At 61.1% G+C, this 24475-nt stretch carries 25 protein-coding genes; 16 read left to right on the top strand and 9 right to left on the bottom strand.

The window, feature by feature from the left end; translation table 11 throughout:
- Positions 1-80: 80 nt before the first annotated feature.
- From HGP13_RS22360 to HGP13_RS22335, 6 genes are all read left to right on the top strand, one after another.
- The gene (locus tag HGP13_RS22360; protein ID WP_172234808.1) at positions 81-443 is read left to right on the top strand and encodes a DUF779 domain-containing protein; all 363 of its coding nucleotides are present in this window, start codon (positions 81-83) and stop codon (positions 441-443) included.
- 41 nt (positions 444-484) lie between these two features.
- Positions 485-859: a fluoride efflux transporter CrcB gene (crcB, locus tag HGP13_RS22355; protein ID WP_172229120.1), complete on the top strand. Its 375-nt coding sequence runs from the start codon at positions 485-487 to the stop codon at positions 857-859.
- 61 nt (positions 860-920) lie between these two features.
- Positions 921-1901 carry an RluA family pseudouridine synthase gene (locus tag HGP13_RS22350; RefSeq protein WP_115143208.1) on the top strand — a complete coding sequence of 327 codons (981 nt, stop codon included), beginning with the start codon at positions 921-923 and terminating at the stop codon, positions 1899-1901.
- Between the two features lie 47 nt (positions 1902-1948).
- Entirely contained in the window at positions 1949-2821 is an 873-nt protein-coding gene (locus HGP13_RS22345) for a DMT family transporter (protein WP_172234807.1), read from the top strand.
- A gap of 12 nt (positions 2822-2833) precedes the next feature.
- The gene (locus HGP13_RS22340) at positions 2834-3625 is read left to right on the top strand and encodes an ATP12 family chaperone protein (protein WP_172229119.1); all 792 of its coding nucleotides are present in this window, start codon (positions 2834-2836) and stop codon (positions 3623-3625) included.
- 210 nt (positions 3626-3835) lie between these two features.
- Positions 3836-5719: an MFS transporter gene (locus HGP13_RS22335; protein ID WP_172229118.1), complete on the top strand. Its 1884-nt coding sequence runs from the start codon at positions 3836-3838 to the stop codon at positions 5717-5719.
- 79 nt (positions 5720-5798) lie between these two features.
- Here HGP13_RS22335 and HGP13_RS22330 read toward each other — a convergent pair whose 3' ends face one another.
- Positions 5799-5990, bottom strand: a complete 192-nt coding sequence (locus tag HGP13_RS22330; protein WP_172229117.1) for a DUF2735 domain-containing protein — start codon at positions 5988-5990, stop codon at positions 5799-5801.
- Positions 5991-6306: 316 nt separating this feature from the next.
- On the opposite strand from HGP13_RS22330, the gene HGP13_RS22325 reads away from it, so the two are divergent.
- Complete coding sequence (locus HGP13_RS22325; protein WP_172229116.1) at positions 6307-7347, top strand: glutamine synthetase beta-grasp domain-containing protein; 1041 nt, start codon at positions 6307-6309, stop codon at positions 7345-7347.
- A gap of 115 nt (positions 7348-7462) precedes the next feature.
- Here HGP13_RS22325 and HGP13_RS22320 read toward each other — a convergent pair whose 3' ends face one another.
- Both HGP13_RS22320 and HGP13_RS22315 read right to left on the bottom strand, forming a co-directional pair.
- Positions 7463-7771: a hypothetical protein gene (locus tag HGP13_RS22320; RefSeq protein ID WP_172229115.1), complete on the bottom strand. Its 309-nt coding sequence runs from the start codon at positions 7769-7771 to the stop codon at positions 7463-7465.
- A 149-nt stretch (positions 7772-7920) separates the two neighbouring features.
- Positions 7921-8085: a P1 family peptidase gene (locus tag HGP13_RS22315; protein WP_210266319.1), complete on the bottom strand. Its 165-nt coding sequence runs from the start codon at positions 8083-8085 to the stop codon at positions 7921-7923.
- A gap of 29 nt (positions 8086-8114) precedes the next feature.
- Here HGP13_RS22315 and HGP13_RS22310 point away from each other — a divergent pair, with 29 nt between their 5' ends.
- Positions 8115-8318: a hypothetical protein gene (locus HGP13_RS22310; protein WP_172229114.1), complete on the top strand. Its 204-nt coding sequence runs from the start codon at positions 8115-8117 to the stop codon at positions 8316-8318.
- Positions 8319-8993: 675 nt separating this feature from the next.
- On the opposite strand, the gene glnA is transcribed toward HGP13_RS22310, so the two are convergent.
- Entirely contained in the window at positions 8994-10403 is a 1410-nt protein-coding gene (gene glnA / locus HGP13_RS22305; RefSeq protein ID WP_027045003.1) for a type I glutamate--ammonia ligase, read from the bottom strand.
- Between the two features lie 61 nt (positions 10404-10464).
- Positions 10465-10803, bottom strand: coding sequence for a P-II family nitrogen regulator (locus HGP13_RS22300; RefSeq protein ID WP_006205430.1), 339 nt, complete (start codon positions 10801-10803; stop codon positions 10465-10467).
- 356 nt (positions 10804-11159) lie between these two features.
- Between HGP13_RS22300 and HGP13_RS22295 the strand changes: the two genes are divergently transcribed.
- Complete coding sequence (locus HGP13_RS22295) at positions 11160-12689, top strand: NAD(P)H-hydrate dehydratase (protein WP_172229113.1); 1530 nt, start codon at positions 11160-11162, stop codon at positions 12687-12689.
- Between the two features lie 35 nt (positions 12690-12724).
- Here the strand turns inward: HGP13_RS22295 and HGP13_RS22290 are convergent, their stop codons facing one another.
- Positions 12725-14257 carry an acyl-CoA carboxylase subunit beta gene (locus HGP13_RS22290; protein WP_172229112.1) on the bottom strand — a complete coding sequence of 511 codons (1533 nt, stop codon included), beginning with the start codon at positions 14255-14257 and terminating at the stop codon, positions 12725-12727.
- A 411-nt stretch (positions 14258-14668) separates the two neighbouring features.
- On the opposite strand from HGP13_RS22290, the gene HGP13_RS22285 reads away from it, so the two are divergent.
- Positions 14669-16093 (top strand): DEAD/DEAH box helicase, encoded by a 1425-nt coding sequence (locus tag HGP13_RS22285; RefSeq protein ID WP_172229110.1) that lies wholly within the window; start codon positions 14669-14671, stop codon positions 16091-16093.
- 108 nt (positions 16094-16201) lie between these two features.
- Here the strand turns inward: HGP13_RS22285 and HGP13_RS22280 are convergent, their stop codons facing one another.
- Both HGP13_RS22280 and HGP13_RS22275 read right to left on the bottom strand, forming a co-directional pair.
- Positions 16202-17176, bottom strand: a complete 975-nt coding sequence (locus HGP13_RS22280) for an alpha/beta fold hydrolase (protein ID WP_172229108.1) — start codon at positions 17174-17176, stop codon at positions 16202-16204.
- 92 nt (positions 17177-17268) lie between these two features.
- Positions 17269-18090 (bottom strand): SDR family oxidoreductase, encoded by an 822-nt coding sequence (locus tag HGP13_RS22275; RefSeq protein ID WP_172229106.1) that lies wholly within the window; start codon positions 18088-18090, stop codon positions 17269-17271.
- Between the two features lie 226 nt (positions 18091-18316).
- Here HGP13_RS22275 and HGP13_RS22270 point away from each other — a divergent pair, with 226 nt between their 5' ends.
- From HGP13_RS22270 to HGP13_RS22245, 6 genes are all read left to right on the top strand, one after another.
- Complete coding sequence (locus tag HGP13_RS22270) at positions 18317-19351, top strand: cysteine synthase A (RefSeq protein ID WP_172229104.1); 1035 nt, start codon at positions 18317-18319, stop codon at positions 19349-19351.
- Complete coding sequence (locus tag HGP13_RS22265; protein ID WP_172229102.1) at positions 19351-20094, top strand: alanyl-tRNA editing protein; 744 nt, start codon at positions 19351-19353, stop codon at positions 20092-20094. The genes HGP13_RS22270 and HGP13_RS22265 overlap by 1 nt, the downstream gene beginning before the upstream one ends.
- Before the next feature lie 40 nt (positions 20095-20134).
- Positions 20135-21001 carry a 3-mercaptopyruvate sulfurtransferase gene (gene sseA, locus HGP13_RS22260; RefSeq protein WP_172229100.1) on the top strand — a complete coding sequence of 289 codons (867 nt, stop codon included), beginning with the start codon at positions 20135-20137 and terminating at the stop codon, positions 20999-21001.
- Between the two features lie 5 nt (positions 21002-21006).
- Positions 21007-21570 carry a GNAT family N-acetyltransferase gene (locus tag HGP13_RS22255; protein WP_172229098.1) on the top strand — a complete coding sequence of 188 codons (564 nt, stop codon included), beginning with the start codon at positions 21007-21009 and terminating at the stop codon, positions 21568-21570.
- 116 nt (positions 21571-21686) lie between these two features.
- A complete protein-coding gene (locus HGP13_RS22250) occupies positions 21687-22244 on the top strand; it encodes an OmpA family protein (protein ID WP_172229096.1) in 558 nt (185 codons plus the stop codon).
- 181 nt (positions 22245-22425) lie between these two features.
- Positions 22426-22893: a DUF1203 domain-containing protein gene (locus HGP13_RS22245; protein WP_172229094.1), complete on the top strand. Its 468-nt coding sequence runs from the start codon at positions 22426-22428 to the stop codon at positions 22891-22893.
- Between the two features lie 235 nt (positions 22894-23128).
- On the opposite strand, the gene HGP13_RS22240 is transcribed toward HGP13_RS22245, so the two are convergent.
- Positions 23129-24433, bottom strand: a complete 1305-nt coding sequence (locus tag HGP13_RS22240) for an outer membrane beta-barrel protein (RefSeq protein WP_172229092.1) — start codon at positions 24431-24433, stop codon at positions 23129-23131.
- Positions 24434-24475: the final 42 nt, after the last annotated feature.

Below are 24475 nucleotides of genomic sequence, written 5' to 3'. Positions count from 1 at the left end.
CTTCTCGGGGATAATGCGCCAACCAAGAAAGAGGCGTGGCTGATGGGCCACGCCTCGATCTCTTCGTGATGGAGGATGGCATGCCCGACAAGGTTTCCCTGGGAAAAGTCTCGGCCACGCCGGAGGCCAGAACGTTCCTGGCTGAAATCGTCGCCGATCATGGGCCGGTGCTGTTCCATCAGTCGGGTGGTTGCTGCGACGGCTCCTCGCCGATGTGCTATCCCCAGAACGATTTCATCGTCGGCGACAATGATGTCATGCTCGGCGAAATCGGCGAGACGCCGGTCTACATCAGTGCTTCACAATATGAGGTGTGGAAACACACCGACCTCATCATCGACGTGGTGCCGGGCAGGGGCGGCATGTTCTCGCTCGACAATGGTCGCGAGAGGCGGTTTCTGACGCGTTCAACTGTGTGTGCGATCCCAGCGCCGTCGGCGTGAGGGGATTGACGTCATCACCCTTGCACGGGCAGTAGACGAAGATGTTCAATCTGCTTCTCGTGGTCATCGGCGGCGGCATCGGCGCCGGCATCCGCCATCTCACCAACATCGGCGCGTTGCGCCTCGTCGGCTCCAACTACCCCTGGGGCACGATGGCGATCAACATTGTCGGGTCCTTTGCCATGGGCCTATTCATCGCCACCCTGGCGCGCCGTGGCGGATCGAACGAAGTCAGGCTGTTTGTCGCCACCGGCATTTTTGGTGGCTTCACCACGTTTTCCGCCTTTTCGCTCGATTTCGCGACACTGTGGGAGCGGGGAGCTACGCTGCCGGCGTTCGGATACGCGCTGGCGAGCGTCATTGGCGCCATCATCGCCCTGTTTCTGGGACTTTGGCTCGCAAGAAGCCTGCCTTAGTGCTATTGCCGCGCCAAGCGCAGGCCGAGCCCTGCTTTGGAACCGGATAAGCGAAGAAAAAATGGCAGGCGTTGAACAGATCACGGTGGAGGCCGGCGAGGCCGGCATGCGGCTCGATCGCTGGTTCAAGACCCATTTCCCGGGCCTTGGTTTTGGCCATCTGCAGAAGCTGCTGCGTTCCGGCCAGATCCGCGTCGATGGCGGTCGCGTCAAGGCCGACAGCCGTGTCGAGCCTGGTCAGGTGGTGCGTGTTCCGCCGCTCGAGGTCGACAAGAAGGGCGAGAGCGCGCTGACCGGCCATTCGATCCGCAACCAGGGCGATGCCGACGTCCTGGCGAAAATGCTGATCCATGAGGACCCGAAGGTTTTCGTCTTCAACAAACCGGCGGGCCTTGCGGTGCAGGGCGGCTCGGGCGTCACCCGCAATGTCGACGACATGCTGGAAGCCTGGCGCAACCAGAAGGGTGAGAAGCCGCGGCTGGTCCACCGGCTCGACCGCGACACGTCGGGCGTGCTGGTCGTCGCCCGCACGAGACTGGCAGCCATGAAGCTGTCGGAGGCGTTCCGCGCTCGCGAGACCAAGAAAACTTACTGGGCGCTGGTCAAAGGCGTACCGCCCAAGCGCGAGGACAAGATCTCGACCTGGCTGATCAAGGAGCCGACCGAGGACGGCGACCGCGTTCGGGTGGCAGCGCATGGTGAAAAAGGCGCCGACCACGCCGTGTCCTACTACCGCATCATCGAACAGGCGGCGCAGACCATGACCTGGCTGGAGATGGAACCCTATACGGGCCGAACCCACCAGCTTCGCGTCCATGCCGCCTATATCGGCTGCCCGATCATCGGCGACCCGAAATATTTCGAGGCCGACACCAACTGGGATTTCCCGGGTGGCATTCAAAACCGCCTGCATCTGCACGCGCGCCGCATCATCATTCCGCATCCCGACAAGGGCGTCATCGACGTCACCGCGCCGATGCCGCCGCATATGCGCCAGAGCTGGAACCTGATCGGCTTCGACGACGCCAGCGCGGAGGATTGATCTTGAGCGGCGCCACCGACGCGCTCGATCGGCGCGACACAGTCGACATGGCCGCCGCCGCCATCATCGTCGGCCTGACCTTTTCCTGGGGCCTGAACTACGTCGCCGCCAAGATCTCCTATGCCGGCTACGACCCTGTCTTCCTGTCGATCGCACGCTCGATCATCGGCGGCTTCTGCGTCTTCCTCTGGTGCCGCTGGCGTGGCATCGCGCTGTTCGCACGCGATGGCACGTTGCTGGCAGGCATCGCGGTTGGCGTGCTTTTCGGCGTCGAGTTCCTTTGCCTCTATGTCGGCCTGGAGCACACGACCGTTGCCCGCAACACGCTGCTGGTCAACTCCATGCCGTTCTGGATGCTGATTGGCGGTCACTTCCTGCTTGGCGAACAGATCACCATGCGCAAGTTCCTTGGCCTGCTGCTGGCCTTCGCCGGCCTTGCCGCCGTCTTTTCCGACAAGCTTGGCGGCGGCGGGGACATGCTGTTCGGCGATCTGCTCAGTCTCGGCTCCGGATTCTTCTGGGCTTTGACAAACATCCTCATCAAACGGTCGAAACTGGTTGAGGCGAGCGCCGAGAAGTTGTTGCTCTATCAACTTGCAGGCGCGGCGATCGTTGGCATATTGGTGCTGCCTCTCGCCGGTCCCCCGGTTCGCGATCCCTCGCTGTTGCCAACATTGGCGCTGCTTTTCCAGGCGATCTACATCGTCGCTTTCACCTATGTCCTGTGGTTTTGGCTGCTGCGCCGCTATCCGGCCTCCGGCCTGTCCAGCTTCACTTTCCTGTCGCCGGTTTTCGGCGTGCTGTGCGGTGCGATCATCTTGAACGAGCCGCTGACCATTCGCATTTTTCTGGCACTTGGCCTGATCGCAGCGGGCCTGATTATCGTCAACCGGCCGGCACGCAAGCTGACCCCGGTGTGAGAGAGATTTTTCATGCGTGACATCCTCAACGACCTCGAAGCGGGCAAGTACCTTTCCGATCCGGACCCGGTGCGTCGCGCGCAGATCCAGATGAAGACACCGCTGCCCAAGCGCTTCTACAAGACCGTCTCGGTTGCGCCGACAGAGGGCGGCTTTGCCGTGCATCTCGACGGCAGGCCGGTGCGCACGCCGGGCAAGGCGCTGCTGGCGCTGCCGACCGAAGCGGCAGCAGTGCTGGTTGCCGAGGAATTCGCTCAGCAGGGTGAGACGATCAATCCGGTGACGATGCCGGTGATGCGGCTGGTCAACACCGCCATTGACGGCGTCGCCAGCGATCCGCAAGTGGTGCTGGAAGACATACTGCGCTTTGCCTCATCGGACCTGCTCTGTTACCGCGCCGATGCGCCGCAAGGGCTGGTCGAGCGGCAGAACGAGCAGTGGGATCCGGTCATCGATTGGGCGCGCGCCACGCTTGGAGCCCGCTTCAACCTTGCCGAAGGGATCATTCATGTAGAGCAGCCGCGTGAGTCCATCGCCGTTCTGGGCAGTCATCTTGCTCAGCGCGCCGAGCCGCTGCGGCTGGCCGCCATCCACGTCATGACCTCGCTGACCGGTTCGGCGCTGCTGGCGCTGGCTGTCGATTTCGGCGAACTCGACGCGGAGGCCGCCTGGGCCGCCGGCCATGTCGACGAGGACTGGCAGATCGAGCAGTGGGGGCAGGACGCCGAAGCGGTAGCGCGCCGCGCCGCCCGTAGGCGCGATATGACGGCTGCGGTCAGCCTTCTCGAAGCGCTCAAGGGCTGACGGTCCCCGCCCGTTCGACCTCATCCCGCACCGCACCCATACCCCCGCACCGCACCTAATACCAAAGTCATAATCCCAAAGCAGCCCTGCCTTTGGCGGCCGCTTTCTGTCATGTCTTCGGTGATCGCTGCCCCTGAGTCCGTGTCCGGAGGAGAACGCGGACAGTGACGCGCAGCATCGAGGACAAGGGTCTCACGGGAGGACATATCCATGGCAATCGCTTCGACCGCCGGCGGAACAAGCCGCGGCATGACGCGGGAAGAGAAGAAGGTCATCTTCGCTTCCTCGCTCGGCACCGTTTTCGAATGGTACGATTTCTATCTCTACGGTTCGCTGGCTGCCTTCATCGGAGCCACCTTCTTCAGCCAGTATCCTGAAGCAACGCGTAATATCTTCGCGCTGCTGGCCTTCGCCGCGGGCTTCTTGGTGCGCCCATTCGGCGCGCTGGTATTTGGCCGCATCGGCGATCTCGTCGGCCGCAAATATACGTTTCTTGTCACCATCTTGATTATGGGCAGTTCGACATTCTTGGTCGGCCTGCTTCCAGGTTCCGCCACATGGGGCATCGCGGCCCCGGTTATCTTGGTCGGTCTGCGCATGCTGCAGGGCCTCGCGCTCGGCGGCGAGTATGGCGGTGCGGCAACTTATGTCGCGGAACATGCCCCCGACGATCGCCGTGGCTTCTACACCTCATGGATCCAAACAACGGCAACACTCGGCCTGTTCCTGTCGCTGATCATCATTCTCGGCGTTCAGGCGATGTTGAGCAAGGAAGACTTCGCCGCTTGGGGCTGGCGTATTCCGTTCCTCGTTTCGGTCATCCTGCTCGGCGTCTCGGTCTGGATCCGCATGACGCTGAGTGAATCGCCGACCTTCCAGCGCATGAAGGACGAGGGCAAGGGCTCCAAGGCTCCGCTTTCGGAAGCCTTCGGACAGTGGAAGAATGCCAAGATCGCCATCCTGGCCCTGCTTGGCCTGACCGCCGGCCAAGCCGTGGTCTGGTATTCCGGCCAGTTCTACGCGCTGTTCTTCCTGCAGAACGTGCTCAAGGTTGACCTGCAGACGGTCAACATCCTGATTGCGATCGCCTTGGCGTTGGGCTCCATCTTCTTTGTCGTGTTTGGCTGGCTCTCCGACAAGATCGGCCGCAAGCCGATCATCATGGCGGGGCTGGCTTTGGCAATCTTCACCTACTTCCCGCTGTTCAAGGCGTTGACCTGGGCAGCTAATCCCACTCTGGCCGCCGCGCAACAAAATACGCGTGCGACGGTTACTGTGGCGCCCGGCGACTGCAAATTCCAGTTCAACCCGGTCGGCACGGCGAAGTTCACCACGTCCTGCGACATTGCAACGTCATTCCTTGCCAAGAGCTCGGTGCCGTATGACATCGTCACCACAGCGGCGCCTGGTACTCCGGCCTCGGTAAAGGTTGGCGGTGAGACGGTCGAATCCTACGACGCCGTCGCTGCCGGCGATCAAGCCAAGGCCAAGGACGCTGCCTTCACCAAGGCGGTCAACATGGCACTCAAGGATGGCGGCTATCCGCTGAAGCGTGCCGCGTCCAAGGTCGCCGACCAGAAGCTCGATGCCTTCGTCGCGGCCAATCCCGAACTGAAGCTCGACCCAGCGGCCATCCGCGCCGGTGAGAAGGCGACGGTCCCGGCAGAGCAGGCCATCAAGGACAAGGTGCTGACGAAGGAGGAGGCCGGCGCTGCCACCGACGTGACCGTCTACAGCGTACCTGCGTCAGGCGCTTTCTCGATGTTTGCCGATCCTGCACAGGTCAACTGGGCAAAGGTCATCGGCATCCTGTTCATCCTGATCCTCTACGTGACCATGGTTTATGGGCCGATCGCTGCGATCCTGGTCGAGATGTTCCCGACCCGTATTCGCTATACAGGCATGTCGCTGCCCTATCACATAGGCAATGGTTGGTTCGGCGGTCTGCTTCCGGCGACCGTCTTCGCCTTGAGCGCTGCCAAGGGCGATATCTACTACGGCCTCTGGTATCCGATCGCGGTTGCGGCGATGACGCTGATCATCGGCGTCATCTTCGTCAAGGATACGCTGGGAACAGACCTGCACAAGGACTAGGCCGAAAGGCATCTAACAGAGAAAAACCCGGCGCGATCGATCGCGCCGGGTTTTTTTGTCTGAAACCAGAAGAAACAGATCAGCTCTTGCGCTGATTTTCTTCCTCAACGGCCGCTTCGTGATACCAGCCGTCAAAATCGGCGTGCGTATTACGGAACGACGCGATCTCTGCCGCGAATTTCGCCTTAACGCCTAAATTTGAGGCAGAGTTGCGCCCTGCCAGAGGGAACATCAGAATTTTTGCCGACGGACGGGAGTGGACGACTTCCATGAGCGGTCTCCTTTCTTCTTCTTGAGCTTTTCGAGTCAGCTTTCCCAGAAGATAGGTCCTGCGATTCATTTAGGCAATATGCCTACAAAAAGATCATCAAATGCCTAATATTTATGCATTATCTGCGTTTGATTGATATGGACCCAGTGGTGAGACGGCTGAGTAAATTCAGCGCAATATCGCGGCCATTTTGCCGCACCCGTCGACGTCCGAGTGGCACACGAATTGCATTTTATCAATCGGCAGCGCCGGCTGCCGACGGCAGACGCATGTCGACCCCGTCTGGTGTTCGGTGATCAAGCAACGAGAGGCTAGAATGACGAAATACAAGCTCGAGTATATTTGGCTCGATGGATACACCCCGGTCCCCAACCTTCGCGGTAAGACGCAGGTCAAGGAATTCGCCGAATTCCCGACGCTGGAAGAGCTGCCGCTGTGGGGCTTCGATGGTTCCTCAACCATGCAGGCCGAGGGCCACAGCTCCGACTGCGTGCTCAAGCCGGTCGCGGTCTATCCGGACCCGACCCGCACCAATGGCGTGCTGGTCATGTGCGAAGTCATGATGCCCGACGGCGTCACCCCGCACGCCTCCAACAAGCGCGCCACCATCCTCGATGACGAAGGTGCCTGGTTCGGCTTTGAGCAGGAGTATTTCTTCTACAAGGACGGCCGCCCGCTCGGCTTCCCGGAGACCGGCTATCCCGCACCGCAGGGTCCGTACTACACCGGCGTTGGCTACAAGAATGTCGGCGATGTCGCGCGCCAGATCGTCGAAGATCATCTCGACCTTTGCCTTGCCGCCGGCATCAACCATGAAGGCATCAACGCCGAGGTGGCCAAGGGCCAGTGGGAATTCCAGATCTTTGGCAAGGGCTCCAAGAAAGCCGCCGACCAGATGTGGATCGCCCGCTATCTGCTTCTGCGCCTCACCGAAAAATACCGCATCGACATCGAGTTCCACTGCAAGCCGCTCGGCGACACCGATTGGAACGGCTCGGGCATGCACGCCAACTTCTCGACCGCCTATATGCGCGAAGTCGGCGGCAAGGCGTATTTCGAATCGCTGATGGCGCAGTTCGACAAGAACCTGATGGACCACATCGCCGTCTACGGGCCGGACAACGACAAGCGTCTGACCGGCAAGCACGAGACCGCGCCGTGGAACAAGTTCAGCTATGGCATCGCCGACCGTGGTGCGTCGATCCGTGTGCCGCACTCCTTCATCAAGAATGACTACAAGGGTTATCTGGAAGACCGCCGCCCGAACTCGCAAGGCGACCCCTACCAGATCGCTTCGCAGATCCTGAAGACCATCTCGGAAGTTGCGACCGACGCGAAGGTATCGGCTGCCGCTTGATCGGATGCGGGGCTGACGGTCCCATGCCATCTGCCCACCGAACAAGAACCCCGGGAAGCCGGGGTTCTTTTTTTGCCGCAGGTCTGGTGAGCGCCGTTGACCTATTGAACTGCCGCTAGCGCGGCATCGACATCATTGCAGAAATCCAGACACCATTTTTGGCATAGTCCTGATCGATCCCCACCAGGCTCGCCTGTTCAAGCGTGCTCCTTGCCTTGGGGAGATTTCCACTGCGAAGGTAGCGGCCGGACTTCAGGAGCAGCGCGGCATCGCCGCGCCAATTGTCGAGGGCGCTCACGATATTGTCGAATGCCGCTTTGTCGGTTTGGCTAAGCTGTTGGAGGCTGCCGCCAAATGTGCCGGACGATTGCCCCATCACGAACAAGGCGACCAGTAGGGCGGCAATAACTCGCCTGGCGATCATCTGGCAATGCTCCATCTTTGCAACCCAGGATAGATGGATAGATTTATGACTGGGTGAATCCGGTCATGAAAATTGAAGAGATGACGGTGAGTGCTTTGTTGTCGGGCGGCAGCTTGCTGGTGTCGCCCCGGATCATAGCGTGCAAAGGGTCAGCCGGCGATCGCGTCGCGCACCTTCAGTGCGGCGACGACCATGGCATGGGGCAAGGCAGGGCTGCGGTTGCCGTCGCGGCCGGTCATGTCGCTGTTGGCGACGAGCGCGTTGAGCACTGCCTCCTCGGTCGCCTGCACGACGGCAGCATAGAAATCGTCCATGCGGCCCCACGCCTGGCGGACACTACCGCATGCCCTTGTTTCCGGTTCCGGCCATCCTTGCCTTCGTCGCGCTGGTCTATGTCGCGTACCAAAACCTGCTCGACGCCGCCTTCGGGCGGCCGAGCCTGATCGCGACGCTGCTGATCATGGCCGTGGCGGCGATCTACTATGTGCTGGTCCTGGCCAGGCGAACGGACTGGAACCCGCACGGCCCGGACGAGCTTGCCGGATAGACGTCACCGTCCGACGTTTTGTCCGTGCGAGAACCCCGGCCCTTGCCGGGGTTCTTTTTGGCATACCTGCCAGGCGGAGCGAATTCCCCCAAAAAAAGTCAGGTTGAAAAGGACCGGGCAAATTCGCTAGCCGGAGAGGCTTTTAGCTGACGCCGATTGCCGGCACGGGTGGCATGCTGTTCCGCGTTCCCTGAAAAAGCCCGGAAAACAGCCTGTTTCAGGTCGTCCGTACACCAATGATCAGTTATATAAGCCTCTGATCAAGCACTGAAATCGGCGTTCGACACCTCCGGCCGGCGGCGTTGACAGATTGCATCGCAGCATGCGTATTCGGGTCTTGGGGTTACGCCAAAGCGATGCTGTTCGAACGGGGCGGGGTTTCTTGAACGACGGCATTGGCGGGGGCGCCGGACGAGCGGGCATTGCAGCCTGAGGCAGTGTGCCGCTCGCTCCTGGCTTTTGATCACGGTTGAAAAGGCCAGCCGTCAGCCTTCATTTGCGGTTTCTGCCGGTGGCCATAGCCCAGCCAAGTCCTGCCATCAAACAATTCTCTAGAACCAAAAGAGCTTGCCCGCTGTTGCGTGGCTGGCCAAACGCGCAAAGCATTGGTGGGCAGCAAAAAGCCCTTGAAGGCGAAAACCCTTCAAGGGCTTTGCATGGTTATCCCAAAGGGTCTTAGACCGAATAGTACATGTCGTATTCGACCGGATGCGGGGTCATTTCGAAGCGCATCACCTCGGCCATCTTCAGCTCGATGTAGCTGTCGATCTGGTCGTCGTCGAAGACGCCGCCGGCTTTCAGGAAGCCGCGGTCCTTGTCGAGGCTCTGGAGCGCTTCACGCAGCGAGCCGCAGACGGTCGGGATCTTCTTCAGCTCCTTCGGCGGCAGGTCGTAGAGATCCTTGTCCATCGGCTGTCCCGGATGGATCTTGTTCTTGATGCCGTCGAGACCGGCCATCAGCAAGGCGGAGAAGGCGAGGTAGGGGTTCGCGCCCGGATCGGGGAAGCGAACCTCGACGCGCTTGGCCTTCGGCGACGAGCCGAACGGGATGCGGCAGGAGGCCGAGCGGTTGCGTGCCGAATAGGCGAGCAGCACCGGCGCTTCATAGCCGGGCACCAGACGCTTGTAGGAGTTGGTCAGCGGGTTGGTGAACGCGTTGACCGCCTTGGCGTGCTTGATGACGCCGCCAATGAAGAACAGGCAGTTCTCCGACAGTCCGGCATATTCATTGCCGGCGAAGGTCGGCTTGCCACCCTTCCAGATCGACATGTGGACGTGCATGCCCGAGCCGTTATCGCCGAAGATCGGCTTCGGCATGAAGGTTGCCGTCTTGCCATAGGCGTTGGCGACCTGGTGCACGACGTATTTGTAGATCAGCATCTTGTCGGCATTGCGCACCAGCGCGTCGAACTTGATGCCAAGCTCATGCTGGGCGGCAGCGACTTCGTGGTGATGCTTTTCGACGCGCACGCCCATTTCGGCGAGCACGGTCAGCATTTCCGAGCGCATGTCCTGCGCGCTGTCGATCGGCGGCACCGGGAAGTAGCCGCCCTTGACGCGCGGACGGTGGCCGAGGTTGCCGGTCTCGTAGTCGGTGTCGTCATTCGACGGCAGTTCGGTGGAGTCGAGCTTGAAGCCGGTGTTGTAGGGATCGGCCTTGTACTTGACGTCGTCGAACACGAAGAACTCGGCTTCCGGGCCGACATAGATGGTGTCGCCGATGCCTTCGGCCTTCATGTAGGCCTCGGCCTTCTTGGCCGTGCCGCGCGGATCGCGGTTGTAGGATTCGCCCGAAACCGGATCGAGGATGTCGCACAGGATGACCATGGTCGACTGCGCGAAGAACGGATCCATGTGAACCGTGTCGGGATCGGGCATCAGCACCATGTCGGACTCGTTGATGGCCTTCCAGCCGGCGATCGAGGAGCCGTCGAACATGACGCCATCGGCAAACATGTCTTCCTCGACCTCGACGACATCCATCGTCACGTGCTGCAGCTTGCCCTTCGGGTCGGTGAAGCGCAGGTCGACGAATTTCACGTCGTTGTCCTTGATCTGCTTCATGATGTCTTTGGCTGTCGTCATGTCATGTATCCCTAATTTGATGACGTTTTTTGATGGATGACGGTTCTTGGAGGATGGCTTGTCAGACGGCATCCATGCCGGTTTCGCCGGTACGGATGCGTACGACTTCCTCGATATTGGAGACGAAGATCTTGCCGTCGCCGATGCGGCCGGTCTGGGCCGCCTTGCGGATGGCTTCGATCGCGCCTTCGACGGCGTCGTCGCCGAGCACGACCTCGATTTTCACCTTCGGCAGGAAATCGACGACATATTCGGCGCCACGGTAGAGTTCGGTGTGACCCTTCTGGCGCCCGAAGCCCTTGGCCTCGGTGACGGTGATGCCTTGCAGTCCGGCCTCCTGAAGCGCTTCCTTCACTTCGTCCAGCTTGAATGGCTTGATGATCGCTTCGATCTTCTTCATGTAAAAAGTGGCCTCCACTGCCAAAAAAACGGGTTGTGAGCCCCCGCTTGCGCCTCCATCAAGCACGAACTGTGCCAATCCGAGGGATTCGAAGCGGTCTCATACGATTTCGAAGCCATGCCGCACCTGGATGCAAATTCGCGTCATTCAGTGCAACGGATGCGGCATGGGCTGCAAGAGCCTACACAGTGCCGTCATTTGCGTCCGCACAAAAACCAGGCAAGTTGCTCATGATGTGGGCAATCTTGCACCTGCGACGTGCATCCTGCGGTCTGGCGGCGGATCGCAACAACTCCTCCCCGTTTGCGTCGAGCCGAAAACTGGACAATGCTTGAACGAATGCAGATCGGCAATCCATGAGCAACGAACTTCTTTCTCCCGCCGAAATGAGCGAGGCGGATCGGCTGACGATTGCCGCCGGCCCGCTGAACGGTTTTGGCCTGATGCGGCGCGCCGGCGAGGCGGTCGCGGCCGAAGTTCTCAAGCACTATCCCTCAGCAACACATGTCCATGTGCTTTGCGGGCCGGGCAACAATGGCGGCGACGGGTATATCGTCGCCCGCATCCTGGCCGGCAACGGCATTGCCACGACAATCTGGGCGTCCGGTGCGCCGAGGCCGCAAAGCGACGCGGCGCTCGCTGCGGCGGAATGCCCGATCGAGCCGCGGCCGCTGTCCACCTTTGTAGCCGAACCCGGCTCGATCGTGATCGACGCACTTTACGGGGCAGGGTTGTCCAAGCCGCTGTCCGGCGATTCCGCCAAGGCGGTCGAAATTGTCACGGACCTGCATTTGCCCGTTGTCGCGGTCGATCTGCCTTCCGGCGTTTCAGGTGATAGCGGCAAAGTGCTGAGCAAGGCATTTACTTCAGATCTTACCGTCACCTTTGCACGCAAGAAGCCCGGCCATCTGCTTCTGCCCGGTCGCGAACGGTGCGGCGAGATCGTGCTTGCCGATATCGGCATCGGCGACGACATCATCGCACGGCTCCAGCCCCAGGCGTTCGAGAACAGGCCGGCGCATTGGCTGCGCGCTTTCCCGGTTCCGGCTGTCGATGCGCACAAATACAAGCGCGGCCATGTCGGCGTCTTTTCCGGTGGGCCGAGCGCCACCGGCGCGGCGCGGCTGTCGGCGCTGGCCGCGGCTCGAAGCGGGGCAGGGGCGGTGACCGTGCTGTCGCCGGGCAACGCCATGCAAGTCAATGCCGCCCATCTGACCTCGATCATGCTGCGCAAGACCGACGACGTCAGCGACGTCAGCGAATTTGTCGGCGAACGCCGGCCCTCGGCCTTCGTTCTCGGACCGGGCTTTGGCGTCGGCGAAAAAACACGGACCTTTGGGCTGGCACTCCTTGCCACCAGCCAACCGCAAGGTGCTGCCGCACGGGTCGATGGCCTCGTGTTCGACGCCGACGCCATCACCGCGTTTCGCGAGGCGCCGGATGCCTTGTTCGAAGCGGCGCGCGGGTCAAATGCACCGGCCTTGGTGATGACACCGCACGAAGGCGAGTTCGCCAGGCTGTTTCCAGACATTGCCGGTGATGACGCCTCCTCCAAGCTGGACAAGGCGCGCGCGGCGGCCAAACGTGCCAATGCCGTCATCGTCTACAAGGGCGCCGACACGGTGATTGCGGCTCCCGATGGCCGGGCGGCGATCAATTCCAACGGCGCACCATGGCTTGCCACAGCCGGCTCCGGCGACGTGCTGTCCGGCATCGCCGCCGGGTTGCTGGCGCAAGCCATGCCAGCGTTCGAAGCAGCCTGCGCGGCGGTGTGGATCCATGCCGAGACCGGCAGCCGGTTTGGGCCGGGGCTGATTGCCGAGGATCTGCCGCTGGCGCTGGTGCCGGTGCTGCGCGAACTGGTCGAAGCACGCGGCAGGCGCTGATCCACGGCGCTTACGGAACTCTGACTGCATCCCAATCACAGCGGAATGTTGTCGTGCTTCTTCCAAGGGTTCTGCATGTCCTTGTTGCGCAGCATCCTGAGTGCGCGCGCAATACGGCGGCGGGTCGAGTGCGGCATGATCACCTCGTCGACATAGCCGCGCTCGGCGGCGACGAAGGGTGACAGGAAGCGATCCTCGTAAGCCTTTGTATGGGCTGCGATCTTTTCCGCGTCGCCAATGTCCTTGCGGTAGATGATCTCGACCGCCCCCCTGGCGCCCATCACGGCGATCTGCGCCGTCGGCCAGGCATAGTTCATGTCGCCGCGCAGGTGTTTTGAGGCCATCACGTCATAGGCGCCGCCATAGGCTTTGCGGGTAATGACGGTGATCTTCGGCACGGTCGCCTCGGCATAGGCGAACAAAAGCTTGGCGCCATGCTTGATCAGCCCGCCATATTCCTGCGCCGTGCCGGGCAGGAAGCCGGGGACATCGACGAAGGTAACGATCGGGATGGAAAAACAGTCGCAGAAGCGCACGAAGCGCGCTGCCTTGCGGCTGGCGTCGGAATCGAGCACGCCGGCCAGCACCATCGGCTGGTTGGCGACGAAGCCGACAGTGCGGCCATCGACACGCCCGAAGCCGGTAACGATGTTCTTGGCAAAACTCTGCTGGATTTCGAAGAAGTCGCCTTCATCGGCGACCTTCAGGATCAATTCCTTGATGTCGTACGGCTTGTTGGCGTTGTCGGGGATCAGCCGGTCGAGCGACGGATCATGGTCGGTGACCGACTGATAGCATTCGATCTCGGGGATTTCCGACGTGTTCGACGCAGGCAGGAAATCGACCAGCCGGCGCATCTGTAGGAGCGCCTCGACATCATTGTCATAGGCGCCGTCGGCGATGGACGATTTGGTCGTGTGCACCGAGGCACCGCCAAGGCTCTCGGCCGTCACCGTCTCGTTGGTGACGGTCTTCACCACATCCGGCCCGGTGACGAACATGTAGGAGGTGTCGCGCACCATGAAGATGAAGTCGGTCATGGCAGGCGAATAGACGTCGCCGCCGGCGCACGGGCCCATGATCACGGAAATCTGAGGAATGACGCCGGAGGCCAGCACATTGCGCTGAAAAATCTCGGCATAGCCGCCAAGGGCCGCCACGCCTTCCTGGATGCGGGCGCCGCCGGCGTCGTAAATGCCGATGATCGGCGCGCGGTTGCGCAGCGCCATCTCCTGCACCTTGATGACCTTCTCGGCATGGGCCTCCGACAGCGAGCCGCCGAACACGGTGAAATCCTTGGCGAAGAGGTAGACGGGCCGGCCATTGACCGTGCCCCAGCCGGTGACGACACCATCGCCGGCGATCTTGGTTTTCTCCATGCCGAAATCGGTCGAGCGGTGCTCGACATACATGTCGAATTCTTCGAACGAGCCTTCATCGAGAAACACCTCGATGCGTTCACGCGCGGTGAGCTTGCCCTTCTTGTGCTGGGCATCGATGCGCGCCTGGCCGCCACCCATGCGGGCGATGTCGCGCCGGCGCTCGAGTTCCTTCAGCACGTCCTTCATCGCTTGGTCCCCAAAATAGCAGCTGCATTTGTGGTAATGATGCCTGCCGGGGAGCGCAAGCGTCGGCTTTTGGCCGGTTATTGCTGCACCGCAACATGACACCCCTTGCATTCCGGGGCGAACTCAGCCATATGCAGCCCATAGGCGCTTGGGCCGGGAGATTCCGGCCTTCTCGACAAATGAGACTGGTTGCGTCTGTTTTCCCTCTTTCCGGTCTATCGGTCCCTCTTTCCGGTACATCACAAAGTGGCGAAAAAGCCCCGTGGCATGACGCCTGCGGGCACGACAGCGCAGCCGAGTGGACGTTTACGTCCGCCCGCCCTGTCGTTTCATATCAAATTTTTCGACGGCAGGTTGCGCCCTGCCGCCAATGATGTTTGCGGCCACGGAGCCGCGTGAAAGAAGATTATTTTGACCAACGAAAACACTTTGCCCGGCAACGTCACTACGGAACTCACCGGTTTCGCAGCGCTGGGAATTACGGGTGCGCTGCTCAAGGCCACCCATAACGCCGGCTTCACCGAACCGAAGCCGATCCAGACGCAGGCGATCCCGCCGCAGCTGGAAGGCCGTGACATTTTCGGCATTGCGCAGACGGGCTCCGGCAAGACCGCGGCTTTTGCGTTGCCGATCCTGTCGAAGATCATCGCGCTCGGCACCAAGCGACGCGCCAAGACGGCCCGTGCGCTCATCCTGGCGCCGACGCGCGAACTCGCGGTACAGATCGAAGACACCATCAAGATCCTCGCAAAAGGCCAGCATGTCTCCACCGCACTGGTGTTGGGCGGCGTCTCGCGCTTCAGCCAGGTGAAGAAGGTTGCGCCCGGCGTCGACATCCTGATTGCAACGCCGGGCCGGTTGACGGACCTGGTGCGCGAGGGCGACCTCATTCTCTCCGACACCAAATGGCTGGTGCTGGACGAGGGCGATCGCATGCTCGACATGGGCTTCATCAACGACGTCAAGCGGATCGCCAAGGCGACCGCACCTGATCGCCAGACTGCGCTGTTCTCGGCCACCATGCCGGACGAGATCGCCGAACTGGCCAAGGGCCTGTTGAAGAACCCTGTGCGCATCGAAGTCTCGCCCCAGAGCACGGCGGCGGTCGAAATCTCGCAAGGCGTCGTCTTCGCCCGCACCAAGCAGAAGCGCCAGGTGCTGTCGACGATGCTCGCCGACGAGGCGATGAAGTCCGTCATCATCTTCTCGCGCACCAAGCATGGTGCCGACCGCGTGACCAAGGACCTCGAGCGCGATGGCTTCAAGGCCGCCGTCATTCACGGCAACAAGTCGCAAAATGCTCGTCAGAAGGCACTCAACGATTTCCGTGAGGGATCGGTGCGCATCCTGGTTGCGACCGATATCGCCGCACGCGGCATCGACGTCCCCGGCATCAGCCATGTCGTGAATTTCGATCTGCCCGACGAGGCCGAAAGCTACGTCCACCGCATCGGCCGTACCGGCCGCAACGGCATGGACGGCATTGCGATCACGCTTTGCGATCCTTCGGAAAGCAGCAAGCTGCGTCAGGTCGAGCGCATCATCCGCACCAAGCTGCCGATCGTTGCCGACCATCTCGGCAGCCCCGATCCTGTGCGCAATCCGGCGGAAAAGAACGAGCGCTTCGAGCCCGCCAATGATCGCAACGACCGTAACGGTCGTCGCGACGGCAGGCGTCCAGGCGGCGAGAACAAGGGCAACGGCTTCGGCAAGAAGCGTTTCGGCGACAAGCCGGCCTTTGCTGGCGAGCGCAAGCCGGAAGGCGGCAAGCCGGCCTTCAAAGGCAACAACAAGCGCCGCTTCGGCGGCAAGCGGCCTGCGGCGCGGGCTGCTTAAGCCAGACCGCGTTGTCATCAGCCAAGCCTTTGGGGCTGGCTGGTTGCCGTGATTGACAACAAGAGGGCGGCTGAAGCGATGCTTCGGTCGCCCCTTTTTGTTTGAGCCTTACTTCACCACGGCTTCGATCCAGACAGCGATCCTCTGCGCGAGGAAGGCCGTGGTCGACGGCGACAGGGCATCCCCGGCAATGACATGATTGTCTGGGTCGCCGGTGCTCTCGAGCGGCACCAACTCGTGCGCACCACCCCAGCGCCCTGCAATTTCGCGAGTGCGGTCTTCGCGCACCACCTTGTCCAAATCCGAAAAGATGAACAGGGCAGGGATGGTCGCCTTCTCCACTGGCGCGCCATAGGCAAGTTCCGTCAGCGCCTGCATCGGCATCGTCGCGGCGATCGGATATTTGGTGGTCCAGAATTTTTCGTGCAGTGCGTTGCGCGGCACGAAGCTGCGTTCCTTGCCGGCAACGAGTTCGGCGATCTGCTTGCCCCATGGCATGGTCAGGATCTCGGCGCCGGATGCCCTCACGCCGAAATTGGGCGAGATGAATGCAATCGCCACCACGCCATCCGAAGCGTCGGGTTGCGTTGCTTCCCATGCCGCCAGCGAGCCGCCGGTCGAGGTTGAGATGACAATGACCTTGTCGCCGATCGCCCGGCCGATGGCGAGCGCCTCCTCATAGTCGTTGATCCAGGCATTGACGCTGCCTTGCGTCATCGCCGCGCCGTCCTGCCCGTGACCGGTGAGGCGGGTGTAGAACAGGTTGGCGTCGAGCTGGTCGGCCACGTCGTCGGGCAGGGGGCGGACCTCGCCCTTCGAAGCCGAGAAGCCGTGGATATAGACGATCGACAGCGGTGTCTTGGCATGCACCATCTGGTTGGCCCAGACGATCTCCTTCTCCAGCCCGTCGCGGATGCCGGGAACGGCGGCTTCCACCTTTGCCACATAGGCCTGCGGATCGTCACCGATGACGGAAGGATCGAAACGGATCGTGGTGTCGATGGGAACGCGTGGACCCAACACGAAAGCGAGTGCAAGGACGACGATCAGGCCGAGCACAGCAAGCACGACACGTCGCCCCATCACAGACTCCACGCAACAACAACAAACTATGGCGGCGGCCATGAACAGGCAACGTCCCCTCAAGCGCGGAAACCACCAAATCCTGTGGGCATCTATTCGTTCGGCGGCTTACGCGCGTAATGCAGAGGTCGGGCCTTCCAACTGGTCATCAAGATGATCACCCATCGGGTGACGGGCCTCGGCAACAGGCTGAGAAATTTCAGCGGCCAGCTCGTGCGGTACGGAAAGGTGACTTCGAAGCCGCCGGATTTGATTGCCTTCACCATGCGGCGTGTCGCTCGGCTGACCGGCATCAGGCCTGGCATTGGCAGCATGTTCTTTTCGGTCAGCGGCGTGTCGACAAAACCGGGGTTTATCACCTGGACGCGGATGTTCATCTTGTCGAAATCGTACTTCAGCGACTCGGCCAGGATGTTGATCGCCGCCTTGGTGCCGCCATAGGCGGCCGTGGTCGGCCAGCCGAAATAGGCAGTGACAGATCCGACCAGCACGACATGGCCGCGCGCCCGCACGCGCATATATTCCACAACCGGCACCAGCCCGTTGATGATGCCGAAATAATTGACCTCGAAAGATTTGCGAAAGTCGCTGACGACGAGAGCTTCTCCAGGCGTGGAGATATAGTTTCCGGCGTTGAAGACGGCGAGCACGATGGGGCCGAGTTCCTTCTCGATCGCGGCGACCGTTCTTGCCATGCGCTGCTCGTCGGTCACGTCGCAGGGAAAAGCCGTAACGCTGCCCGGCATCTGCGCGGTCTCGACGATCAGCGTGTCGATCGGATCGTCGTCCAGCGCCGTCACCGCCACCGCATAGCCTTGAGACGCCAGGTCCCTGGCCAGCGAGCGGCCAATACCGCTCGAGCCGCCCGTGACCCAGGCGACGCCGTGTTTCGGATCGGCCCGATAGAGTGTCATGCTGCGCCCTGCCGAGTTTGTTGGTGCCTTGCTCTAGCGGTGAAGAAATCGAATGAAAAGAGTGCTTTTCGACGTTGGGTGTAAATGAACTGTAGGATATTCGTCCGGTCGCGAGGGCGTCCATGCACCGTGGTGCCGGAAATGCGACTGGACCAGACGAATTCTTGCCTTGAAACGGAAGCTTCGGGTTTCTAGGGTTTCGGCGTACGCACATAAGGAATCCTGAATGCCCCGTTCTGTGATCGACGCGATCGGCAACACGCCTCTGATCCGCCTCAACAAAGCGTCCGAAGAAACCGGCTGCGAGATACTGGGCAAGGCCGAGTTCATGAATCCGGGGCAATCGGTCAAGGATCGCGCCGGCCTGTTCATCATCCGCGACGCCGAACAGCGCGGCCTGCTGAAGCCGGGCGGCGTCATCGTGGAGGGGACGGCTGGCAATACCGGCATCGGGCTGACGCTGGTCGCCAAGGCGCTGGGCTACCGCACCGTCATCGTCATCCCCGATACGCAGAGCCAGGAAAAGAAGGACACGATCCGGTTGCTCGGCGCCGAGCTGATCGAGGTGCCGGCCGTGCCCTACAAGAACCCCAACAATTACGTGAAATTGTCGGGACGGCTGGCCGAGCAGATGGCGAGGAGTGAGCCGAGCGGCGCCATCTGGGCCAACCAGTTCGACAATGTCGCCAACCGCGACGGCCATATCCGCACGACAGCAGAGGAAATCTGGGCTCAGACCGGCGGCAAGGTCGACGGTTTCGTGTCGGCGGTGGGTTCCGGCGGCACGCTTGCCGGTGTCGCCATGGGGCTGAAGGCTAGGAGCAACAATGTGAAGATCGCGCTGGCTGATCCGCTGGGGGCCGCGCTCTACAGCTTCTACACCAGCGGCGAATTGAAGTCCGAGGGCAGTTCGATCACCGAAGGCATCGGGCAGGGGCGCATCACCGCCAATCTCGAAGGGTTCACACCGGACTTCTCCTTCCAGATCAGGGACGAGGACGCGCTGCCGATCGTCTTCGATCTGATCCAGGAAGAAGGCCTTTGCGTCGGCGGCTCGACCGGCATCAACATTGCCGGCGCGATCCGGCTGGCCAGGGAATTGGGGCCCGGCCACACCATCGTGACGATTCTTTGCGACTACGGCACACGCTATCAGTCGAAGCTGTTCAACCCGGAATTCCTGCGAGAGAAGAATCTGCCTGTGCCGGGCTGGATGGAACTGCAGAGCAAGATTTCGGTGCCTTTCGAAAAGGTTGCATAATGGCGCACAAGACCGAAGCGCCGTTTCGCGACGATGCTTATCTCCGCACCGCGGATGCGACGGTTGTTGCCGTCAATGATCGTGGCGGCATCATTCTCGACAGCACGATCTTCTACGCCACCTCGGGCGGTCAACCGGGAGACACCGGCTATCTCGAACGCGCCGATGGCAGCCGCATCGCTGTTGCCGCTACCATCACGGGTGAAACCAAGGACGAGATCATCCATGTGCCGGCGCCGGAACAGGCGGCCTTGGCGGTGGGCGAGAAGGTCAAACTCGCCATCGACTGGGAGCGCCGGCATCTCCTGATGCGCATGCACGCGGCTTGCCATCTGCTCACCGTCGTCTGCCCCTTCCCGATCACGGGAGCTTCGGTTTCCGAGGACGACAGCCGTGTCGATTTCGACATTCCCGATGCCAGCTTCTCGAAGGAGGAGGTCACGGCGAGCCTGATGGACCTGGTGCGGGCCGATCATCCGATTTTCACCAGGCTGATCAGCGACGAGGAACTCGCCGCGAACCCTGGCCTGGTGAAGTCCAAGAACGTCCGGCCGCCGGTCGGCAGCGGCAAGATCCGCCTGGTCTGCATCGGTGAGAATGGCGCGGTCGATAGCCAGCCCTGCGGTGGCACGCATGTGAAAAGCACCGGCGAAATCGGCGAAATCCATATCGGCAAGATCGAAAAGAAGGGCCGTGAAAACAGGCGCTTCCGCATCCGCTTCGGTCCGATGCCGGCGATTTGACACGCAACGCTTTGCTTTACCCGGGATGGAGAGACCCAGAATGGCCGAAGACAGTCCTTTTATCGTCGATGCCAACTGGCTGCAGGGGCGCCTGAGCGAGCCCGGGCTGACGATTGTAGACGCGTCCTGGTACTTGCCGGCGCAAAAGCGCGACGCGCGCGCCGAATACGAGGCCGCCCACATTCCCGGCGCCCGGTTCCTGGATCAGGATGCGGTTTCGGACCCCGACGCCGCTTTGCCGCACACGCTGCCATCACCTCAGCATTTTGCCCAATATGTCGGCGCGATGGGTGTTTCGGCCGACGACACCATTGTCGTTTACGACGGTCCGGGGTTCTTCTCGGCACCCCGGGCATGGTGGATGTTCCGCATCATGGGTGTCTTCCAGACCTATATTCTGGATGGCGGTTTCGATGGCTGGAAAGCGGCCGACCGGCCGGTAACTTACGAACTGACGAAGATCGCGCCGAGTGTGTTCCATGTCGATTTCGACGCCGGCCGCGTCGCCAGCCTCGCCGATATGCGCCGGATCGTCGATACCGGCGCCAGCCAGATTGCCGATGCCCGTGGACCTGGCCGCTTCACCGGTGCCGAGCCCGAGCCTCGTGCGGGAATCCGCTCCGGCCATATGCCGGGCGCGCGCAATGTGCCGTATTCCGCACTGTCGGAAAACGGCAAGCTGCAGTCGAACGACCGTTTGCGGAGGGTGATCGAGGAGGCCGGCATTGACCTGTCGAAGCCCGTCGTCACATCTTGCGGCTCAGGTGTCACCGCCGCGGTGATCACTCTAGCGCTGGAGACGCTTGGCCACACCGACAACAGGCTCTATGACGGCTCATGGACCGAGTGGGGCGGGCTCTCCGACACGCCTGTCGTGACCGGCCCCGATACGACCGGCAAGGAATGAACGCGATGGAAAACGGCGTGGTGCAGGACATTGAAGTCACGGTGACTTTTCTCGAAATGCATGCCCCTCCTGCCGTCTCGCCGCCCGTACCCTACAACCGCCAGGTCGCGCTGCTGAAGACCAAGGAAATTCCCTTGCATTTTTATCGCTATTTGATGGACCGGGTCGGGCGCAAATGGCACTGGGTGAATGTTCTCAGACTGAACGATGATGAGCTTTCGGCCGGCATCCACCGTGAGGATCGCGACATTAGGGTGCTTTATCTCGACGGCGCGCCAGCCGGCTTCTTCGATCTCAAGCCACATCTGCCTGATGAAGTCGAGCTCGCCTATTTCGGTATGATGGACCATGCCACCGGGCAAGGCATTGGCCGCTGGTTCCTGGGCTCGGCGATTTCAGCCGCCTGGTCGCATGGGCCGAAACGGGTGACGGTGCAGACCTGCACGCTGGACCATCCGGCGGCTTTGCCGCTCTACCAGAAGCTCGGTTTCAAGCCGGTCGCGCAGAAGAAAGAGGTCGTGCATCCGCTGCCTTTCGCCGAGCGCTCGGCCAGCGTCATGCGGCCCTGATTTCAGCCGGAAGCCGACACCAGCGCGAACCTGAGCCACTCGTTCATCGGCGCTTCAGCCTGTCTTTGGCATCTTGCCCACATCATCAATGCGGCAGAGGCCGAAGGAGAAAAGACATGCTGACACGCCGTACACTGGCCGCCGCGCTGATCGCGGCGATTGCCATGCCGAGCCTTGCCTCCGCCCAGGCGACGACCCCTTCGGCCGCGACGATCGAGCGCAAGCTCGAAGCCGCACCACGGGTGAAGTTGCGGCCAAACGAGCGCGTCACCATCCGCGAATTCAAGCGACGGCCGGATTTGCGCCGCATGGCGCGCTCGATCGATATCCAGTCGATCAACTTCGCCTTCGGCTCGGCCGCCATTTCCAGTTCGCAATACGACAAGATCGAGAATATCGCCGACGCGCTGCAGCGCATCCTGCGCCGCGATCCTGGTGCCCGTGTGCTGATCGAGGGGCATACCGATGCCGTCGGCTCCTTCCAGTCGAACCAGATCCTGTCCGAACAGCGCGCCGCCTCGTTAAAGCGCACGCTGGTGCGAGAATTCAGCGTGCCCGGCTATGCCTTGGAAACTGTTGGCTACGGCGAGCAGTTTCTGCTCGTGCCGACACAGAACGAAAACTGGCAGAATCGCCGGGTGACACTGCGGCGCTTCGACGATTTCATTCGTTGATTCGGAAGTCCGCCGGCATGTAATTAGCCGGCTTATTTCGCCGGTTTGCGTCGGTGCTTTTATCTATATGAGGGACTGATCACCGACATTGGATCGGTCCCTCGATCCCTTGTCAGGAATCGGGTGGGAAGCATTGGCCTGTGCGCATAGTTTCCGATCGACAAGACCGGAGGTTTTCACGATGACCATTCAGTTCAAGGCACTTCCCACCGAATCTGTGAGGGCTCTGCAGCGTGGTGGGCCCGATGCTTACGGCCACACGCCCGAGCGGAGGATCTCTGACGGCGACGGCATGCCTTGCCGGCATTGTCTGAGGAACATCGCAGCCGGCGACCCCTATCTCATTCTCGCCTATCGGCCGTTCCCGAACCTGCAGCCCTATGCGGAAACCGGGCCGATCTTCCTGCATGCCGAAGAATGCGAGCGCGCCGCCCGGAGCGAGATGCTTCCCGAGATCCTCGAAAGCCCGGACTACATCGTGCGCGGCTATGGAAGGGATGATCGCATCGTCTATGGCAGCGGCGGAGTCATCCCGACCGAGGCAATTACAGCGCGCGCCGAGACGCTGTTCGAACGCGTCGACATCGCCTACGTGCATGTCCGCTCGGCGCGCAACAACTGCTACCAGTGCCGGATTGAACGGGCCTGAACCGCAAAGGAATGCGGTCAGGAGGCCTGTCGTACTCCCGTCGCATAGATGCGATAGAAAGCCAGTGTCGATCGATTGGCCGACCGCGGATGAACCGGCGGCAATCTCGATATCGAGGAAGCGGGGCTTTGGCTCCGCTTTTTTGTTGCCGATTTTTCCCAGAGAAAGTCATCCAAGCAAAGAAAAAGCCCGCCGGCCAGGCCGACGGGCTTCGATTGTTTGCCTGGAGGGCTACTCAGTTAAACTTGTACTTCGCGCCGAGACGCACGGTATGGAAGGAAGACGTCGAGGTAATGGAGTCGTCAGGCAGCCCCAACTCCGACGAGAAATCCTTCTTGGCGAACTGCGAATAGCGATACTCGACACCGACGGTGACGTTGCTGGATATAGCCGTTTCCAGACCGCCGCCAACCGAGAAACCGCTGGAGCCCCAGTCGAGGATGTCGCCGATCGGGTCGGAAGCGTTCAGATCGAAATGCTGCCAGCTGTAGCCAGCCAATGCGTAGGCAAGCGTCGATTCGTTCATTTTCATGCCGACGCGGCCGAGCACGTCGAAACCGTAGTCGGTGTCCACATTGATCGATCCGCCGCCAAGGTCCAGTTTCGAGGTCATGCCGGAGTAGCGGGCGTCGACCATGACGCCTGCAACCCAGCTGCCGAAGTCTTGGTCGTAATCGACGTTTAGCTCACCAAACGCGCCTTCACCACCGAGGCCATTGAACTTGGCGCCGCCGAGGGGCGGGATTTCGATCTGGTGAACGGATGCACCGGCGCCCAAGCCGCCACCGATATAGAAGCCGGTCCAGTTGTACGCAGGGGCTTCAAAAGTAGCACCGCCGCCATTCTGGGCGCCAAAACGATAGTTGGCCGCAATCTGGAATGTATGCCGCGACGTATCGAGGTTGAGAAGGCCATCCGGCGCACCGATGAGGCCCGCCTCTGAGAGGAGATCCCCCTTGGTGCCGAAGCGCGTATAACGATACTCGGTCTTGATCGTCCAGTTGCTGTTGATGGCCGTTTCAATGCCGCCGCCGACGAAGTAGCCGCTCTGGTCCCAATCAAAGCCGAAGCCAGCATTGGTATCGAGTTTGTACTTCTGCCAGGAATAGCCGCCGAGCACGTAGCCCAGTGTATTCGGGGTAAACAGATAGCCGACGCGCAGGCCAGCGTCGAAACCGTATGTCTCCTGGATCGAGGCGTTGAACCCGGCGGCATCGATCTTGGTTTTGATATCGCCGACGTGGACGTCCAGCAATCCACCGAGCAGGAAGCGGGGCGACACCATGTAGTCGTAACCGGCGGTCAGTTCGCCGTAGACACCTTCACCGCCAATTCCGTTCAACGAGATCGGAATAAAGTCGCTGCTGAGTTTATGAACATTTGCACCGGCGCCAACACCGAAGCCGACATACAGCCCACTCCAGTTGAAACCGGATGCCTCGACTGGCTGTACCACATCAGCCGCATGAGCCGCAGACAGCAAAGCCACAGCAGAAACGGCGCCCAAAAGAAAAGACTTCGCAGAAACGCGAACAGACATTGCTCAAACCCCTAATCAATAAGCCCGCGATGTTCCTAGCAA

Origin of the sequence: Mesorhizobium sp. NZP2077 (assembly GCF_013170805.1) — a bacterium.
In the GTDB taxonomy this organism is placed as follows: Bacteria; Pseudomonadota; Alphaproteobacteria; order Rhizobiales; family Rhizobiaceae; genus Mesorhizobium.
This window is presented reverse-complemented; position numbering and strand designations above follow the sequence as displayed.

Coding starts and splice junctions, on each gene's coding strand:
- HGP13_RS22360 (WP_172234808.1), top strand. CDS start 81: ATGCCCGACAAGGTTTCCCTGGGAAAAGTCTCGGCCACGCCGGAGGCC.
- crcB (WP_172229120.1), top strand. CDS start 485: ATGTTCAATCTGCTTCTCGTGGTCATCGGCGGCGGCATCGGCGCCGGC.
- HGP13_RS22350 (WP_115143208.1), top strand. CDS start 921: ATGGCAGGCGTTGAACAGATCACGGTGGAGGCCGGCGAGGCCGGCATG.
- HGP13_RS22345 (WP_172234807.1), top strand. CDS start 1,949: ATGGCCGCCGCCGCCATCATCGTCGGCCTGACCTTTTCCTGGGGCCTG.
- HGP13_RS22340 (WP_172229119.1), top strand. CDS start 2,834: ATGCGTGACATCCTCAACGACCTCGAAGCGGGCAAGTACCTTTCCGAT.
- HGP13_RS22335 (WP_172229118.1), top strand. CDS start 3,836: ATGGCAATCGCTTCGACCGCCGGCGGAACAAGCCGCGGCATGACGCGG.
- HGP13_RS22330 (WP_172229117.1), bottom strand. CDS start 5,990: ATGGAAGTCGTCCACTCCCGTCCGTCGGCAAAAATTCTGATGTTCCCT.
- HGP13_RS22325 (WP_172229116.1), top strand. CDS start 6,307: ATGACGAAATACAAGCTCGAGTATATTTGGCTCGATGGATACACCCCG.
- HGP13_RS22320 (WP_172229115.1), bottom strand. CDS start 7,771: ATGATCGCCAGGCGAGTTATTGCCGCCCTACTGGTCGCCTTGTTCGTG.
- HGP13_RS22315 (WP_210266319.1), bottom strand. CDS start 8,085: ATGGACGATTTCTATGCTGCCGTCGTGCAGGCGACCGAGGAGGCAGTG.
- HGP13_RS22310 (WP_172229114.1), top strand. CDS start 8,115: ATGCCCTTGTTTCCGGTTCCGGCCATCCTTGCCTTCGTCGCGCTGGTC.
- glnA (WP_027045003.1), bottom strand. CDS start 10,403: ATGACGACAGCCAAAGACATCATGAAGCAGATCAAGGACAACGACGTG.
- HGP13_RS22300 (WP_006205430.1), bottom strand. CDS start 10,803: ATGAAGAAGATCGAAGCGATCATCAAGCCATTCAAGCTGGACGAAGTG.
- HGP13_RS22295 (WP_172229113.1), top strand. CDS start 11,160: ATGAGCAACGAACTTCTTTCTCCCGCCGAAATGAGCGAGGCGGATCGG.
- HGP13_RS22290 (WP_172229112.1), bottom strand. CDS start 14,257: ATGAAGGACGTGCTGAAGGAACTCGAGCGCCGGCGCGACATCGCCCGC.
- HGP13_RS22280 (WP_172229108.1), bottom strand. CDS start 17,176: ATGGGGCGACGTGTCGTGCTTGCTGTGCTCGGCCTGATCGTCGTCCTT.
- HGP13_RS22275 (WP_172229106.1), bottom strand. CDS start 18,090: ATGACACTCTATCGGGCCGATCCGAAACACGGCGTCGCCTGGGTCACG.
- HGP13_RS22270 (WP_172229104.1), top strand. CDS start 18,317: ATGCCCCGTTCTGTGATCGACGCGATCGGCAACACGCCTCTGATCCGC.
- HGP13_RS22265 (WP_172229102.1), top strand. CDS start 19,351: ATGGCGCACAAGACCGAAGCGCCGTTTCGCGACGATGCTTATCTCCGC.
- sseA (WP_172229100.1), top strand. CDS start 20,135: ATGGCCGAAGACAGTCCTTTTATCGTCGATGCCAACTGGCTGCAGGGG.
- HGP13_RS22255 (WP_172229098.1), top strand. CDS start 21,007: ATGGAAAACGGCGTGGTGCAGGACATTGAAGTCACGGTGACTTTTCTC.
- HGP13_RS22250 (WP_172229096.1), top strand. CDS start 21,687: ATGCTGACACGCCGTACACTGGCCGCCGCGCTGATCGCGGCGATTGCC.
- HGP13_RS22245 (WP_172229094.1), top strand. CDS start 22,426: ATGACCATTCAGTTCAAGGCACTTCCCACCGAATCTGTGAGGGCTCTG.
- HGP13_RS22240 (WP_172229092.1), bottom strand. CDS start 24,433: ATGTCTGTTCGCGTTTCTGCGAAGTCTTTTCTTTTGGGCGCCGTTTCT.